This is a genomic window from Streptomyces lucensis JCM 4490, assembly GCF_014650035.1.
GTDB classification, from domain to species: domain Bacteria; phylum Actinomycetota; class Actinomycetes; order Streptomycetales; family Streptomycetaceae; genus Streptomyces; species Streptomyces lucensis.
This window is the reverse complement of record NZ_BMUE01000007.1, coordinates 314,309-329,921: the sequence shown is the minus strand read 5'-3', so window position 1 is coordinate 329,921 and position 15,613 is coordinate 314,309. Positions and strand designations below refer to the sequence as shown.

16 protein-coding genes and 3 pseudogenes are annotated in these 15,613 nt (G+C 69.2%); 7 read left to right on the top strand and 12 right to left on the bottom strand.

The window, feature by feature from the left end; translation table 11 throughout:
• Window positions 1-195: 195 nt before the first annotated feature.
• Window positions 196-876, top strand: coding sequence for a hypothetical protein (locus IE177_RS18775; protein WP_190016485.1), 681 nt, complete (start codon window positions 196-198; stop codon window positions 874-876).
• A gap of 396 nt (window positions 877-1,272) precedes the next feature.
• Here the strand turns inward: IE177_RS18775 and IE177_RS34970 are convergent.
• From IE177_RS34970 to IE177_RS18735, 8 genes and pseudogenes are all read right to left on the bottom strand, one after another.
• Window positions 1,273-1,407, bottom strand: a pseudogene (locus IE177_RS34970) (dTDP-4-dehydrorhamnose reductase); the annotation flags it as partial.
• Window positions 1,408-1,532: 125 nt separating this feature from the next.
• Entirely contained in the window at window positions 1,533-3,041 is a 1,509-nt protein-coding gene (locus tag IE177_RS18770) for an FG-GAP-like repeat-containing protein (RefSeq protein ID WP_373305113.1), read from the bottom strand.
• 289 nt (window positions 3,042-3,330) lie between these two features.
• Window positions 3,331-3,945, bottom strand: coding sequence for a GAF domain-containing protein (locus IE177_RS18760; protein WP_190016484.1), 615 nt, complete (start codon window positions 3,943-3,945; stop codon window positions 3,331-3,333).
• Window positions 3,908-4,531 carry a GTP-binding protein gene (locus IE177_RS18755; RefSeq protein WP_190016483.1) on the bottom strand — a complete coding sequence of 208 codons (624 nt, stop codon included), beginning with the start codon at window positions 4,529-4,531 and terminating at the stop codon, window positions 3,908-3,910. Before IE177_RS18755 ends, IE177_RS18760 begins: the two co-directional genes overlap by 38 nt.
• Entirely contained in the window at window positions 4,509-4,895 is a 387-nt protein-coding gene (locus tag IE177_RS18750; RefSeq protein WP_190016482.1) for a DUF742 domain-containing protein, read from the bottom strand. The genes IE177_RS18755 and IE177_RS18750 overlap by 23 nt, the downstream gene beginning before the upstream one ends.
• 3 nt (window positions 4,896-4,898) lie before the next feature.
• Window positions 4,899-5,291, bottom strand: coding sequence for a roadblock/LC7 domain-containing protein (locus IE177_RS18745; protein WP_106960650.1), 393 nt, complete (start codon window positions 5,289-5,291; stop codon window positions 4,899-4,901).
• A gap of 74 nt (window positions 5,292-5,365) precedes the next feature.
• Window positions 5,366-6,874: a sensor histidine kinase gene (locus tag IE177_RS18740; protein ID WP_229816119.1), complete on the bottom strand. Its 1,509-nt coding sequence runs from the start codon at window positions 6,872-6,874 to the stop codon at window positions 5,366-5,368.
• A 1,675-nt stretch (window positions 6,875-8,549) separates the two neighbouring features.
• Entirely contained in the window at window positions 8,550-8,723 is a 174-nt protein-coding gene (locus IE177_RS18735; RefSeq protein ID WP_190016572.1) for a hypothetical protein, read from the bottom strand.
• On the opposite strand from IE177_RS18735, the gene IE177_RS18730 reads away from it, so the two are divergent.
• Window positions 8,646-8,996 (top strand): SpoIIE family protein phosphatase, encoded by a 351-nt coding sequence (locus tag IE177_RS18730; protein WP_308431575.1) that lies wholly within the window; start codon window positions 8,646-8,648, stop codon window positions 8,994-8,996. The genes IE177_RS18735 and IE177_RS18730 overlap by 78 nt on opposite strands.
• 246 nt (window positions 8,997-9,242) lie before the next feature.
• Window positions 9,243-9,437 (top strand): annotated as a pseudogene (gene rpmE, locus IE177_RS18725) (50S ribosomal protein L31); the annotation flags it as partial.
• A gap of 117 nt (window positions 9,438-9,554) precedes the next feature.
• Here rpmE and IE177_RS18720 read toward each other — a convergent pair.
• Complete coding sequence (locus IE177_RS18720) at window positions 9,555-10,181, bottom strand: hypothetical protein (protein ID WP_190016479.1); 627 nt, start codon at window positions 10,179-10,181, stop codon at window positions 9,555-9,557.
• A 76-nt stretch (window positions 10,182-10,257) separates the two neighbouring features.
• Window positions 10,258-10,392 carry a hypothetical protein gene (locus IE177_RS35440; protein WP_268253170.1) on the bottom strand — a complete coding sequence of 45 codons (135 nt, stop codon included), beginning with the start codon at window positions 10,390-10,392 and terminating at the stop codon, window positions 10,258-10,260.
• A 345-nt stretch (window positions 10,393-10,737) separates the two neighbouring features.
• Here IE177_RS35440 and IE177_RS18715 point away from each other — a divergent pair, with 345 nt between their 5' ends.
• Window positions 10,738-11,055 (top strand): hypothetical protein, encoded by a 318-nt coding sequence (locus IE177_RS18715; RefSeq protein WP_190016478.1) that lies wholly within the window; start codon window positions 10,738-10,740, stop codon window positions 11,053-11,055.
• Between the two features lie 75 nt (window positions 11,056-11,130).
• Here IE177_RS18715 and IE177_RS18710 read toward each other — a convergent pair whose 3' ends face one another.
• Complete coding sequence (locus tag IE177_RS18710) at window positions 11,131-11,448, bottom strand: hypothetical protein (RefSeq protein WP_190016477.1); 318 nt, start codon at window positions 11,446-11,448, stop codon at window positions 11,131-11,133.
• Window positions 11,449-11,742: 294 nt separating this feature from the next.
• On the opposite strand from IE177_RS18710, the gene IE177_RS34960 reads away from it, so the two are divergent.
• The 3 genes and pseudogenes from IE177_RS34960 to IE177_RS18695 all read left to right on the top strand — a co-directional run.
• The gene (locus tag IE177_RS34960; protein ID WP_229816118.1) at window positions 11,743-11,919 is read left to right on the top strand and encodes a helix-turn-helix domain-containing protein; all 177 of its coding nucleotides are present in this window, start codon (window positions 11,743-11,745) and stop codon (window positions 11,917-11,919) included.
• 363 nt (window positions 11,920-12,282) lie between these two features.
• Complete coding sequence (locus IE177_RS18700; RefSeq protein ID WP_190016476.1) at window positions 12,283-13,578, top strand: hypothetical protein; 1,296 nt, start codon at window positions 12,283-12,285, stop codon at window positions 13,576-13,578.
• A gap of 626 nt (window positions 13,579-14,204) precedes the next feature.
• A pseudogene (locus IE177_RS18695) lies at window positions 14,205-14,618 on the top strand (hypothetical protein); the annotation flags it as partial.
• Here IE177_RS18695 and IE177_RS18690 read toward each other — a convergent pair.
• Complete coding sequence (locus IE177_RS18690) at window positions 14,551-15,366, bottom strand: IS5 family transposase (protein WP_190016474.1); 816 nt, start codon at window positions 15,364-15,366, stop codon at window positions 14,551-14,553. The pseudogene IE177_RS18695 and the gene IE177_RS18690 sit on opposite strands and share 68 nt — an antisense overlap.
• Window positions 15,367-15,613 lie beyond the last annotated feature (247 nt).

Here is a 15,613-nt window from a genome sequence, read left to right as displayed (position 1 = left end):
CGAACGCTCAAACGCTTCGCGCCCCCATCGTGTGAAGCACAGTGAGCTTCCGGTCAGAGGGCCGGTGTGACCATAATCCGTGAGGATGCCCTACTCGCTGGATGACCGGGAAGCAACGCTGGTCAACCAGCGTGCCGTAGATGATTTGTGGGACACCCCTTAGATAACCTTCGCGGCTGCGTATGATCGACGGTCGTGATCCACAGCAGGCTGGGCGAGCTCATCACCACCGGTCTTACCGACCGCCTCGACCGGCGTGACCGTATGCTCCTTAAGCGTCGTGCGGGTATCAAGTCCGCCGGGGACAGTCCTTTTCCGCTGGATCCGCGAGGTTGGTGGTACGCCGTTCCTGGTGAGACGTACGACGGGGCCTTCGAGGCGCTCGGTCTGCACGACGGGTTCCCGGTCACGCTGGACGAGGGTGCCGATGTCGAGGACCTGCCGTTCCGCGAGGACGCGGTCCCCGTATTCGTCACTCCCGAACTCGACGGCTGGCGACTGCTCTTCGGTAATCTGCCCGACCTGGTCGGCCTCGACTGGGACGCGTGGATGGCCGCGGTGGAGCGGCTGAGTGCCCTGTGCGGCGAGGCCCAGATGTTCTTCGAGGACGGAGCTGGCGGCACCGGTCTCTGGGTGGTCGCCCGAGACGGCCGCATCCGTCGGCGTTGCGCGGCGCAGAACGACGTGGACTGCTCCGGCGACCCGTTCCCCTGGGAGGAACACGGGGGCACGACCACGGTGGCTCAGGCGTGCGCACGACTGTCTGTCAACCCCGGCGACATCGGTGCGTCCACCCGAATGCGCGGACACGGCTGGCTCGCGCTCAGTCGGCCGGGCATCGGCCACGAGAACCTGAACGCCCTCGTGCGGCTCTGAGTCGCCCGGCTTCGCCCGGGGGCGGCAACCGGGGGCGGCACACGGCGGAGGCGAGGGGCGCGAGCCGCAGGTCGTGGACCCCTGCCGTGGTGCAGCCGGCCGTCAGCCGCGTGGAGACGTGCCGGGTGCCTCGCGAGTAGGAAGAGCTCCCCGTCGGTGGGTGGTTCGTCGACCAGGCGCACGTCCTGGAGCTCGTCGCTGTCGATGACGATCTGATCGGTCGGGGTGAGGGTTTCGACCTGTCGGCCGTGCAGGATGAGGATCCCGGCGGCGTCACAGCCTTCGACGAGCGCGGTGCCGGATGCGGTGACTCCCTTGAGTGTGGCGTTGACCGAGTCCTGGGCCAGGAGATCGCGTGCCTTGGTCGCAGCCCTTCCGCGAACTTCTGCCCGTCCGGACGCCGGCGGCGTCGCCGCACGCCAGTTCCAGGAGGGCGGCGGCCAGGTCGGCGACGTGCTCCGGGCAGCGGATGTCGTCGGTGAACAGGACACCGTCGCGGGTACCGGCGGCCAGTTCATGCATGACGCGCTCAGCAGCCGGGGACCGAGCCGGGGCCGGCTCACAGTCATCGTGTTCTTCCGGTCCTGACCCCGCACCAGGGTGACGTGGCCCCCACTGGGCTCGCGAGCCCCCACGCCCGCGCTACCGGAGGACTGTCAGAACAGCCCCTTGGCACGGTTGAAGCCACTACCGATCTTGACGCGGGTGCCGTACGAACCCTTGCCGTCGCCGGACTGGCGGTAGAGGTTGCCGGCGGTGTCGCGGGCGATCAGGTCGCTTGTGCCGTCGCCGGTGATGTCGCCGACGCCGGCCACCACGTTGTAGGAGCCGCCCCAATTACTGGCGATCTTGACGCGGCCGGCGAAGGTGCCGTTGCCCTTGCCGTAGTAGCGGTACAGGTTGTTGGAGGTGTCCTGCGCGATCAGGTCGCCGATGCCGTCGCCGTTGAGGTCACCGGCGCCGACGACTTTCCTGTACGTCTTCCAGTTTGCGTACAGCTTCACGCGCGCGGAGAGGGTGCCGGTGCTGGTGCCCTTGTAGAGGTAGACCGCGCCGGTGGAGGAGTTGCGGGCGATCAGGTCCGGGCGGCCGTCCTTGGTGACGTCACCGGGGTGGGTCAGGATGTCGTACTGCTTCCAGCCGGTGCTGGAGACCGTGTTGTAGGGCGTGCTCGCGGCCGACGGCGCGTTGCCGCAGCCCGGCTGATAGGCGCGCAGGGCGTCGCCGAGGCGGACGAGGAGGTCGTTGCAGCGGTCACCGTTGAGGTCGCCGAACGGCACGGCCTTGATGCTCGTCGACCAGCCGCCGCCGATCTCGCCGCCCGTCAAGTCGCCGCGGCCCGTGCCAAGGAGCCACTGGAGCCTGCCCGAGGTGTCGAGTCGGAGCAGGTCGCCGAAGCCGTCGGAGACGATGTCGGCGCCGCCGCTGAAGTCACGGAAGGCCGGCCTGCCGCCGGCCACCGCGATGGTGCCGGTCTGCAGCGTCGACGCAGTTCCGGAGCCGTACTGGACGGCCTTCAGCGTCCAGGTGAGTCTGCCGTTGTCGGCGATCGCGGCGGTGCTGGTGCGGCCGTTCCAGACCGGGGCGATCGTCGTGGCGGAGCCGGGGTTGCCGGTGAGGGTGCGGACGGTCCGCCCTGCGGTGTCCTTGAGCGTGACTGTCCAGGAGGCGACGGGGGAGTTGGTGGTCCAGGAAGGCTTCCAGGCGGCGCTGTGGGAGCTGGTGCCGTTCAGGAACACCTTCGCCGGCACCGTGCTCTCCGTCACCTGGAGGGTGGGCCAGGTCATGGTTGAGGCCATCACCTCCGTGTCGGAGGAGACGGTGGACGACGCTCCCCAGACGGCTGTGGCGGAGCCGACGGCGTCCGCTGCGATCTCGACGTGCACCGACCGTCCGCCACCCACTCGGCGCGCGGACGTCCACTTTCCGCTGGCCAGGGTGGACTCCCACACGGACTCGTGCTGCTGGTCGGCGTCGAGCTCGGGCCACAGCACATGGACCGAGCCGTCGGGGGTGATGACTGCGTCGGACGTGTACTGGGCGTCGCCGGAGGACAGCGTCCTCGGCGCCGACCAGGTGCCACTGGCGTTGTCGAAGGTGGTGGTCCGTACCGCGCCCGAGCCCGTGGCACGTCTGCGGCACCGCGGTGTCCTCCTGCCCGGCACGGGTGCTCTCAGGAGCGGGGTAGAGCTTGGCGAGCTGCTCCAGCAAGCGTGCGTACGCCTCCCGCTCCGGGGGCCTCGGCTCGGTCTTGCCCGACTCCCAGGCGCCGACGGTCGCCCGCCGCACCTGCAGCGCTGCGGCCACCTCGTCCAGGGTGAGCGCGTGAGCCTGGCACAACCGCCTGCGCTCCGCCGGCGGCGGCAGCGGGGACCGGGACGCGACCAGCGCGTCGGCGACACGTTCGTACACCACCCCATGGAGATCGATCCGTTGCGCGTCCGGCAGTGCCGGTCAGCCGCGGCGGCTCGCCGACTCCTCCAGTCGCTCGACCAGTTCGGCAGCCATGGCCTTGATGGTTTCCAGCCCTTCGCGCCCCCACGGCTGTGGGTCCTGGTCGACTACGCAGATGGTGCCCAGCACCATGCCGGTGCTGTCTATCAGCGGTGCGCCCAAGTAGGAGTGGACGCCGATCGCGTCGACCACAGGGTTGCCGGCGAACCGGGGAAAGTCCCGGATGTCCTCCAGCACCAGCGCCCGGCGGCGCTTGACCACGTGCGGGCAGATGCCCATGTCGATGTCGCGGGGCATGACGCGGCCGGGCACCGGTTCCTCCAGCAACGGCGGCCCCACATGAGCCGTGGTGTCCTGCGCGGCGCTGTACAACCCCGCGAAGTACTGGCGGTCTGCGTCGAGGAAGAAGTTGACCCCGGCGTAGCAGCCGCCGGTGCGTTGTGCCAGCTCCCGTGCGAAGGCGTCGAGTTCGGCGTCCGGACGAGCATCGATGCCCAGCTCGCGCAGCCGCTCGGAACGGGCGCGCACCTGTGGGTCCTCCGGGGGGAGGAGCAGATGGCGCAGGGCGATCCCGGACTCAGGCCCGGACGGTGGGTTGGTCTGTGTCGCTGCCATGGGAACTCCTTGTCGTGATCAGATGCTGAACGAGATCGAGCAGCACGCGGATGCCCGACACTTGGACGCGGGCGTCGCACAGCACCACCGGCACCTCCTGCCTGAGGTCGAGCGCGGTCCGCACCTCCTCCCCGCGGTAGCGGTGAGCCCCGTCGAACTCGTTCACGGCGACGACGAAGGGGATGCCGCGCCGCTCGAAGAAGTCCACCGCCGCGAAGGAGTGCTCCAGCCTGCGGGTGTCGGCGAGAACCACCGCCCCGAGCGCTCCCTCGGAGAGTTCGTCCCACATGAACCAGAAGCGCTCCTGCCCGGGCGTGCCGAACAGGTAAAGGACGTGGGACGGACTGAGCGTGATCCGGCCGAAGTCCAAGGCCACCGTGGTGGTGGCCTTGTTCTCCACTCCGTCCAGTCGGTCCGTGGCCGCGCTGACAGCGGTCAGCATCTCCTCGGTGCTCAGCGGCTCGATCTCGCTGAGCGCGTTGACGAAGGTGGTCTTTCCCACGCCGAACCCGCCGGCGATCAGCACCTTGACGCCCACCGGCAGGACGTCGGCGGGCAGCGGGTCACAGTCGTTTGAGGAGGCCATCGCGTATCGCTTCCAGGAGGTCTCGATCAGGTCGTGCGGAGTGGTCCGTGGGCGCCGGGCGGGTATCACCTGCGACCACCGCACCTCCCTCGGCCAGATCGGACAGCAGTACCTTGACCACGGCGGCGGGCACCTGCATCCGGGCCGCGACCTCGGCAACGCTCACGGGCTGTTCGCACAACGCCAGCACCTGCGCGTGCTCCAGGCCGAAAACGCCCTGCGTCCGGGCGCCGGTGGCCCGCACCGTGGTCACCAGTGTGAAGTGGGACGTGGCCCTGGTCCGGCCGTCGCTCACCGTGTAGGGACGGACCAGCCGCCCGGCCGCTTCGTCGAGCTGCGGTCCGTCTGGGAGGACCGGCGTCATCGGTCACCCCACCGGGTGCCGGGGCGGTGTGGCCAGGTGCGGACGCACGCTCTTCACCATCATGCCCATCTCGTAGCCCAGTACCGCCGCGTCCGCATCGCGTCCGGCCAGCACCGCCAGCACCGCGCCGTGCCCGGCGGACGAGACGAACAGCAGCGAGGTGCTGAGCTCCGTCACGATCTGTCGCACGTCACCGCCGTCGTCGAAGTGCCGGCCCGCGCTGCGCGCCAACGAGTACAGCCCACTGGCGAGCGCGGCCAACTGGTCCGCGGCGTCCTTGTCGAGCCCCTCCGCTGCCTTCACCAGCCCGTCCGAGGACAGCAACAACGCGCTTCGGGTGTGCGGCACCCGGTTCACCAGACCCGTCAACAGCCAGGAAAGGTCTTCGCTCGCCACGATCGTGTACTCCTATTCGGCAGAAAGAAACGTTTCGCTGTACGGACCCTGGGCCTTCAGGGCGGCTGCGGCCATCAGGGCGTCTCCGCTTCCTCGGCCCTGCGTAGTCCGGTCTGGAATGCGGCCATGAGGCCGGGGTCGTGTTCGATGTCCTCTGCAGCACCGGTGCCGCCGACCGGTTGCGGCACTTCGGCGGCGTGGTCTTGACGGCGGCGCTGAGGCAGCCGCGGGCGGTCGTCCTCGCCGTCGGACGGGGCCGGGGCGGGCCCGGATGCGGAATCTGACACGCTCGGATCCGCGACGGTCGTCTCCGTCGCCGGGAGGTCCACCGCCTCGGTCTCCGTCCGGTCGTGCGGCTCCGCCTCGGGGACCGGGATGGTGTGGGGCGCCGGCGCGGAAGCTGCCGGCTGCGGACCGAGCAGTGCCTCGGGCAGCACCATGACGGCCTGTGTTCCGCCGTAGACGTTGCTCTGCAACTGCACGGCGATGTCGTGTCGCTGAGCCAGGACGGAGACCACGTACAGGCCGATCCGGCCGTCTTGCAGCAGTTCGCCCAGCGCAACCTTGTCGGGTGTACTCAAGACGGTGTTCATCTGACCGCGCACGGCCGCGGACATGCCCAGGCCCCGGTCCTCGACCTCGATCGCCACCCCCGCGGCGACGGGCTCCACCCGTACGTGCACGGTGGTCTGGGGCGGTGAGAAGACCGTCGCGTTCTCCAGCAGCTCGGCCAGCAGATGGACGACGTCGACCACGGCGTGGCCGCTGACCGACCCCTCGACGGGCGGGACCAGCTTGACCCGGGCGTACTGGTCGATCTCGGCGACGGCGGAACGCAGTACGTCGGTCAGGCTGACGGGGCGGGTCCACTGGCGGTGGGTGTTCGCGCCGCCGAGCACGGCCAGGTTCTCGGCGTAGCGGCGGATCCGGGTGGACAGGTGGTCCACCCGGAACAGCCCCTTGAGCAGGTCGGGGTCCTCGACCTCGTTCTCCAGGTCGTCCAGCAGGCCGATCTCGCGGTGCACCAGGGACTCCAGACGGCGCGCCAGGTTGGCGAACACCTCGAACTGCTCCAGCCGGGAGTGGTGTTCCGTGCCGATCGCGGAGGCGGCGGTCTCCAGCAGGGCTGCCTTCGCCTCGTGCCGGGCCACGGCGATCTCGAATCCGAGGCGGGAGAGTTCGTCCGGGCCGGTCTGCGGCGGGAGTTCCGGCCGGCCCCGCACAGGGCGTTCCCCGGCCCGCAGCCGACGGCACAGCGACTCCAGTTCGGCTCTGCCCTCGGCTGTGGCACGGGTCAACTCGGTCAGCTCGGCACGGTTTCGGTCTGCTGCGCGGGACAGCTCCTCCCAGTGCTCGGTGACTGCTCGTGCTTCCGCCGAAGCCCGCATGCCCGCGATCGCGGCCGCCACGGTCCCGATGAGCACAACGCCGCCGAACACAGCGCCCTGGTACGCCTGGTCCAGGCGGCCATCGCCGACCAGCGCGGTGGCCACCGCACCCGTCACGGCGACCACGCTCGGCGGCAGCACGGACGACAGCACCAGACGCCGTCTCAAGGACCCGGCCGGCGACTCGGCCGTCACACGGGGCCTCACGGGCGACGCCGGCTGGTCGTCCGGCGGCATGGAAGGATCAGGCATAACAGTCCCCGGACAGTACGATGATCAGGCCGAGCGCGCACGTTATCGCGCACCAGGACCCCGGTGTCAGCCCCTGGCGCGTACAGAAATCGAACCGTTGTACTTTGAACGTTTCGCAAAGCGCCCGTCTCAGACCTGCGCCGGCCCTCGTTACGGGACGAGATCCTCCTCGACTGCCGGCAATGCGGCGACGGGGCTCGACGCGACGCCCGCCGGGGACGCCGCATCCCGTTCGCCCGGTCAGTCCGCGGTGGGGACCGGTGTCTCCTGGTCCGCCGCCGACGACGCCTGCGTGATCACTTCGGAGCGCCGCCGATCGCACGTCGCCCCCTCCCGGCATCGGGCCGATCTCGTACTCGACGGAACGATGCCGACAACCGACCTGCTGACTGCGGTCGACCACCTGGTCGGCGCGCATCTGTCATCGACCTCCCGACCGGCGGGAGCGGAGGGCCAGGCCCGGAACACCGGCTGCCGACAGGCCACCCTCATCCCACGGCCCCGCCTTCTGCGACCAGAGGAGGCGGGGCCGGCTGCGTCATGCCGTCCGTCGCGCCCGGCACGGTTGGCCCTCACGCCGCGTCCGGCGAGTGGGGTTGCGTGCCTTGCTCGCCGCCACGCCACGGTCGGGGCACCGGTCCGGGGAGCGGTGACTACACAACCCGCTCTCCCGGGCTGCCTGGCCACGCCCCGAACGGAGAACCCACCCCATGGACCAGCCGCACACCAGACGCGGCACCCGGAGCCGCGCTGAGCAGTCGTGATGGGTCAGACCCGCCGCGACAGCGGACCCCAGCGCGCCGCGAAACGCAGCCGCACCGAGCACAGACCCTGCCCGTCATACGGCCGCGGCAACACACTGCGCACGGGCGCCGGCAACTGGCCCGACCTCGACGCCCACGTCTACGTGACCGTCACCGAGTGCCGATTGCGCGATGAAGGCCTGTGCGGCTACCGCAGAACCCGACGAGCGGCGCGTGCCGCCGACCACCGATCGGGAGCCCGCCAAGTGAAGCTTCGCACTGGCACGACCCAGGCCACCTATACGGTGCCCGGCACGATGAGCGGTCCCCAGCGGCTCGCCACCGACCTCGACGGCAAACACCTCATGTGTAGGTCAGGCCGGGGGCGCCGGGGTTGCGGCGGGCGGGGAGCGGGATGCCGAGGATGGCGTCGGCGGAGGTGCGGGATGCTCGCGCAGCCGGGCAGCCCACCGTGCGGCCGCATATGGTGGGCGGCGGGCACGCAGCGCTGCCTGGCTGCACTCGGCGCGGGCGCAGCCGTAGTCGGCGCACGACGCCTGGCCGTGCCGGACCGACGACCGACACGGCCGACGCGTGCGCACGGCCGGCACGGCGACGGAAACGGACTGCTCTCCAACGTGGCATGGCGTTTCCTGATGCGAGTTCGGTGTGCCGGCCAACGCTACGCGCCCCCGCTGACAAGGCAGCCCGCTGCGCACCGCGATAGCTGAGCAGCATCCGAAGGACCGCATCCCATGAACGTGACGTGCATCAGGTGCGGTTTACAGGACGCGCCTGCTTCCACCAGCGCTCCGGTCCCGCGACCCCCGGGCGCCTGACCTCATCGCGCCCGGAGCTCTTACACGGCGCGCGGTTCAGAGCGGGATGTACGGCAGCCGCGGACCGAAGTCGATGCTGCGCTCCGCATCCTTCAGGATGCGGGCGGCTTCGGTGTTCACCTGGGCGGGGATATGGCCGCGTTCCACGATGAGCTTGTCGTAGATCGGTGCATCGCCCCAGGCATGCAGGATGCGGTCCTGCTGGTTCACTGCCGTGTCCTCTCCCCGTGTAGGCAAACGGCTCGTGAAGCACCCTTCGAGTCCGAACAGGTTACGCTCCCGCTCGGCAACACCCTCGTCCTCTACACCGACGGATTGATCGAAAGCCACGAGCACGACGTGGACCACGGCATGCACCTGCTGGCCCACGCCTTGCGCGGGCCCAGCCAGACGCTCCGGGAAACCCGGGACCGCCTCCTCGCCCACCTGCTGCCCGCATCACCCCAGGACGACGTCGCCATTCTTCTTGCCCGGCCACGATGAAGAACCGGCCAGCGGGCCGCGCTCATCGCCGTACCCACCGCAATGACCGCTGATGGGCTGCCCGTACAGGAGCAACCCGCACCCCCTGGACGAGCGGATGCGCGAGGCCGGCCCCGTCCACCGGGGCCCCTTCCCCAGTGGCTTCCAAGCCTGGCTCGTCACCGGCTACGACGCTGCCCAGGCCGCGACCGCCTCGGCAAGAATCACGGCCGTGGCAGCGACTGCGGCGCGCCCGCGCCCCGGCACCTGCTCACGCGCTCGACCATCGACACCCGGCAGACGCTCCAGCGGGAGGACGGCATCACCTACCCGGTCGTCGACGTCGAGACCTCATCGGCGAGCCACCCGTTCTACACCGGCAACGCACGTGTCGTGGACACTACGGGCCGCGTGAAGCGCTTTGAGCGGTGCTACGGCCGCACCCCTTCGGCCCGCCACTGACTGCGGGCCCGTTCGATCCCCCGAGAGGAGCCCCTAATGAAGGTGCGCACGTCCTTGCGCTCGCTGACCACGGCCTCGCCCCCTGTGTAACGGCCGGGCGGCGAGGAGGAAGAGGCGTCACTGCGGAGCCGAGGGAGCGGGTGGTTCGTGCAGGAAGTTGTGCCACTCGAGGAGGGCGCCGTCGCGGAGGCGTAGCTGGTGGAGTACGTAAGCGCCGGATTTCTGCACGGCCCAGCCGGGAAGCAGGGTGAGGTTCTTCAAGCGGGGGTCCTCGGCCAGTGGGTAGGGCGTGCGCAGCCCGTGGGCGATCGTTGCCTGGAACCCGGCGTCCCAGTGCGCCGGACCGGTAGGCGCCCCGGGCCCCCTGGCGTCGATGATGCCGCGCGCGTGATCGACCACCGCCTCATTCACCGCGTCCTGGAACCGACGGAAGTCATCGGCCGTGGCACTCCTGGACCGCCTGATCCGGATGTCCCGTGAGTGCTGCTGAGCCTGCAGGTAGCGGCGTACCCGGTAGGAGCTCATCGTCTTCCCCCCATCCAGACCAGGGTTCCTCTCGCGCACCCACGCCTCAATGGCCATCACATCGTGCAGCGGGATGCGTCTGGTGCGCCCCCAGGGCAGTGGCCAGAGCCGGCGCGTGATGCTCAGGGTGTGTCCGTCGAAGGTCAGCCGGACGGACAGGGTCGACGCGGTCAGCGGATATGGGACGGGCGGCTCACCCACCCCGTTGGGATTGGTCATGACCGCAAGTGTGACCGGTGAAGGCCCATGGGCACCGTCGCGGCGTAGACCCATGGAGTGCGCCCCGCGTCCGGGCTCAGTTCGACAGCAGGGCGAGGGCGATGACCACCGCGAGCATCAGCACCACGCAGCCGCAGGTGGTCAGCGCGTCGCGCCGGGCGCCCCTGGCTCCCTCCTCGGTGTCCGCCCGCCAGGATGGGGCGAGGACCACCTCACAAGACTCGAGTGCCGCAACCACCCGCTGGACTTTCCTGGCATGCTCGCGGGGTCGACTGCCGTTCCGGCTGGTTGTGTTCCTGGACTGGGCTTGCGAAGCGGGACTGCTGCGCTACGCAGGCACCGCCTACCGTTTCCGCCACCGCGAACTCCAGCAATGGCTGGCCGCTCATCCCGATCCCGCACCCACACCACTCAACCCCTGACCGCCGACAGAAGCGGCGTCACGGACTCGGCACCGCCGCTCCTCCCTGCCCCCTGCCGCCCTTGTGCAGGGGCCGACTGCCGTGCTGGACCCGGCTTCCTCAGTGGAACCCGGCAGGGTGCGATCTCGTCGGCGGTGACGCAGGCGAACCTGGCGTCGGCGATGTGCCGCAAGGGCGGCTACACCAAGAACATTCGGCCGCCGGCGGCGATCACCCGCAAGGAGGAGGCGGCGAACGCCGCCTCCTACGGCTATAAGGGCAGCCTCAAGGATGCCGAGTACGACCACCGCATTTCGCTTCAGCTCGGAGGCGACTCGAACGGCTACCGCACCCTCTGGGTGGAGCCGGTCGACCCCGCTCACAACGAAGCTGCACACCGCCGTCTGCTCCGGCAAAGCGCGCAACGGGTATGTCTTGCTGGGCGAGTTCGGCTTTCCAAGTCGCAGCCGTAGTAGTTCTTGCCGTAGATCAGAGTCTGGCCGGCTGGGCGGCGACGAGGTCCCTGACGTCGCTTCAATCAAGCCGAACTACTTGTTCGTCCATGTGACACCAGTCCCGTAGGCGATGAAGTTCACGCTGCTGTACCCACCACCACCGCCCGGTGGATGAGCGGGGGAGGTAAAGCCAACGCCCAGTACCGCGTCGTAGCCCAGGTTGTACGCCTCGATCAGGAGGGCCTCGTAGGCGGCGTCCATCGAGGAGCGCGCGGTGCCCCAGATGACTTTGACCTGTGTGAACGGGCGTGAGTCATGGCAGAGTGTGCTAGCTGTAACGGCTGCCAGTGCCCTTTCACGAAGCTCTCCGGCCTCCTGCCGCCTCTTGCGTGCGTTGTCCATCCACTTCACGAGCCGATTCTGCGCCTACTCAGTTCAAATGTCACGACCAGAGATCAGCAACCCCTGGAGTCGATCATCTAGTGCTGGATTCCTCTTTCACTGGGTATATGTCCTGGTGGCGGGGCAGTTCGGCTGCTCGGGGGCGGGTGCTGGACGGTGGTGTTACGGGCACGGCCGAGCCGTGACGAGAACGAGGAACAACTCGTGCATCGACTGGCACGAGCGCGCAAGGCGCCTCGCGATCTGGTCATGAGCACGGACGGTTGAGCTGAGCTGAGCTGGTCTGGACAGCGCGTGCCTGTCATGTCAGACGAGTTGAGGTGCGGTCCCAAGACGGTCCGCCGCTGGCTGCACCGCTTCAACCTCATGGGCCTGGGCGGGCTGGAAGACCTGGGCGGTCAGGGCCGCAAGCGACGGATCTCCGAGGCGGAACGCTCTCAGATCATCGGCCTGTCAGAGAGCCTGCACTGGGGCGCCTGACGGTGCAGGCGGGCGGCGACCTTGCCGCGGCGGACGAGGCCGGGCCACCGGAGTGGATTCTCGACGCGCTGGCCGCTGAGGCGATGCGGCTGGGCATCCGGATTGGTCGCAGGCAGGTCCGCCGGGTCCTGCTGGCCGAGGGGGTGCGCTGGCGCCGTACCGGTCCTGGACCCGTTCGAAAGACCCAGAGTTCGAGGGAAAAGGACGAGGATCATGCGGTGATGGCGAAATTTCGTGAAGGTTTGGACCGGTGCCGTAGGGTCATCACACGGCTGTTCAGTTGGGGTAGCCGGTATCGAGAGCTGGGGGCGGATATGGCAGGGATCAGTCGCCGAGGGTTGCTGCGCGGCGGAGTGGTGGTCGGTGCCGCCGCTGTCGTGGGGGGGGGGTCTGGCATCGGCGGCGCCGGCCTCCGCGGGCATCAACCCGTCCGTTTCGGGTGAGGCGGCCCACGTCACTGCTCTGCGCAAGGCGCTGGACAATGCGGCGGCGGGCGTTGCCGGGCCGGACGGCGTCGACAGCAAGGGCCGGATCATCGTGAAGGCCGGCTACGAGGGCGTCCCCACCTACACGCTGCTCGACACCCTGGTCATCGGTGGCAACACGGTTTTGGATGCGACCGGTGCCCGATTCGTCGCCAAGTTCAGTACCACCATCAAGGACTACACGCTGGACTGCAAGAACCAGCACTCGCCCAGTCCTGTGTACGAAACTGATGAACAGGGCAAGTTCGCCGCGCCCGCTGTCAGTGGCGCCAAGGCCGCCACCATGCTGATCAACCACGTTCCCAGCTCCGCCACGACGGGCTACTCGGCGCCTGGCAACATCATGGTCAAGGGCGGAGAGTGGGATCCCATCTCCGCATGGGTGTGGGAGGACTCCGGCGCAACTCGGGCCCGTGCCGACAAGGCCCCGCCCATGAACGTGCTGACGTTCGTCCATACTCAAGACGTCGAAGTCGAAGGTGTGACGGTCTGGAACGTCAAGTGGTGGCACGCGGTCGAGCTCAACGCCGTGCGTCGGGGCGTGGTCCGGGATTGCTTCTTCAAGGGCTGGGTCGAGGATCCGACGCAGGGTCTGTGGCACGGCGAGGCGGTCCAGCTCGACTTGCCCCTTTCCGGTAACACCTGGGCCGGCGCAAGCGACGGCACACCGACCGTGGACGTGCAGGTATTGCGCAACTACGCGGGTGCGTCCGGTTCCCAGCCCGCCTGGGCGAAGCTGGTCGGCTCCCACACCGGCGGCGAGAAGGTCGGTCAGGTACACGCCCGCGTCCTGATCGAGGGCAATGTCGTGGACAACGCCAAGTGGGACGCCATCGGCGCGATGAACACCACGAGCATCACCGTCCGCGGCAACACGATCAACAAGAGTTGTGGTGGCATCTACGTCAGCTCTCTCACAGGGAAGACGGTCGGCGAGTCGCCGGTCCCGGTGGGTCCGAACCCAATCTCGGGAGTCGACATCGTGGACAACCAGGTGACGGTGGCGGCAGGCAGCTCAGGGGCTCAGCGCAACGCGGTCCGTGTGGCCGCGGACACCGTCGGATTCGTGTCGCCGGTGAGCGATGTCGCGGTCACGGGTAACACGGTCAGCGGGGGCGGATTCTCTTACAGCTCGTATGTGACGTTCCGGCCAGGCACCACGCCGCAGCGCTGACGGCCCTCGCGCAACACTGCGCACCGGATGACCCCCGCCAGCACCTGCCGTTGCCGAGCGAACCGGCCGCTGGTCCGCCCGATGAGGATCAGCGGTCTGTCTACCTTGGTGAGCTGCCGGCGTCCGCTCGGGTCCCGTACCGGCGGGGGCTTTGGATCTTCGACGGCGCCGAGGGCGAGGGCGGCCCCTGTTTCTTCACGTCGGACTCACCTGCCGCCTCGCCCACACCCACCGCTACCCGGCCCCGCCCAGCCGACGACAGGCACCGGTCCGGTCGCGTCTACGGGGGCCTCGGCCACGATCGAGCCGGTGCGGCTCTCGCCGGGCTGCAGAGTGCCGTAGGCGCACTTAACGGTGTCACCTGCCGAGGTGCAGGGTGCTGAGACCTTGACCGTCCGGAGTGCCCGGGCTGCAGATCGTGGGTCAGAATGACCTGATCGGACGGCTCCTCGCCGTTGGTCAGCGACCACGTCCGGGTTGTGTCCCCGCGTCGGAAAGATCCGGGGCCCCGTAGGTGAGGCTGACAGTCGCCTCGGCGTACGCCGACGGCACGTTCACCGCGAGGGTCATTGCACGGCGACCGCGAGCGCGGGGTGCAGTAGTGGCCTGTACGGGCGCTTCAGTAAGAGGTGCACCGGCGCCGGGTGATCGGCCTGGAGCAGTATCTGGAGGCTCTGGCCGAAGAGAACGCACCCACCGACGTGGCCGACGAGTTGCCGCGGAGGAAGCGGGCCGGACCGCGCCGGGCGGTGCCGCACCGGCAGAACGCAACCGAGGTGCAGGAGCTGTCGCCGGACTACCAGGCGTTGATGGCCGCGGCGGCCGATGCGGGTGGCGACGGGCTGGGTGCCCGGCGGCCGGCGGTGGTGCTGGGCTGGGACAGTGCGTCCGCCTCCCGCGTCGAAGGCGCCAGGGCCCGGCTGAAGCGGCTGGTGGAACGGGGCTGGCTGGTCGAGGCGAAGCCGGGCAGGTTCACGCTGCCTCTGTCGCTGGCGGAGCAGGACACTGCTGGCGGCGGACGGCCAGGCGGCGGCTCATGAGCATGGTCATCGACCACAGGATGACGGCTTCGCTGGTGTCGGTGCGGCGTTCGTAGTCCCGGACCAGACGCCGGCTGCGCAGGCACCAGGCGAAAGATCTCTCCACGACCCAGCGGCGGGGCAGGACCTGGAAGCCGCCGGTGTCGTCGCTGCGGCGGACGATGTCCAGGACGACTTGGAGCTGTGCCGCACTCCAGTCGCCGAGATGGCCGGTGTATCCGCCGTCGGCCCACACTCGTGACAGCTGCCCGAAGCGGCCCTTGGCCGCCGACAGCAGGATCCGGGCGGCGTCGCGGTCGGTGGTCGACGCCGGCGTGACCAGCACGGCCAGCAGCAGCCCGAGCGTGTCAGTGAGCAGGTGCCGCTTGCGTCCGTTGATCTTCTTCCCAGCGTCAAAGCCCCGTGAAGTGAGCGCGACGGTGGCGTCCGCCTTCACCGACTGCGAGTCGATGACAGCCGCGCTCGGCTCCTGGTCACGGTCCTCGGCGCGGCGGACGGCCTCGCGTAGCCGGTCGTGCAGCTCGGCCACGAGTCCCGCATCCCCCCAGCGGGTGAAGAAGGCATACACCCGCGGCCAGGGTGGGAAGTCGGACGGCATCGCCCGCCACTTGATGCCGTTGTCGACGAGGTAGCGGATCGCGTCGATCATCTGCCGGTGGCAGTAGCCCTCCGGGCGTCCGCTCCGGCCGGCCAGCCATCCCGGCACCGGCAGCAGGTCCCGTACAGCTGCCCACTCGGCATCGCTCATGTCCGAGCCGTACCGGGGCCGACGCCCCGGCCGGTCGGCCGCGTTCCCGAACCTATGGGCGAGACAGTCACACCCAGGAGTGGACGGACTGGACCCGGTAACCGTGACCACGCAACACTTCGACAACAGGGCCTCTTGCTCCTCGCTGGACTCGACATCCGCGAGCTACCAAGAGGCCCTTCTTCCATGCATCCGCACCGGCAGACTCACCCGGACCAGTCCCTTGTTCGAACTTCACCGACCACAC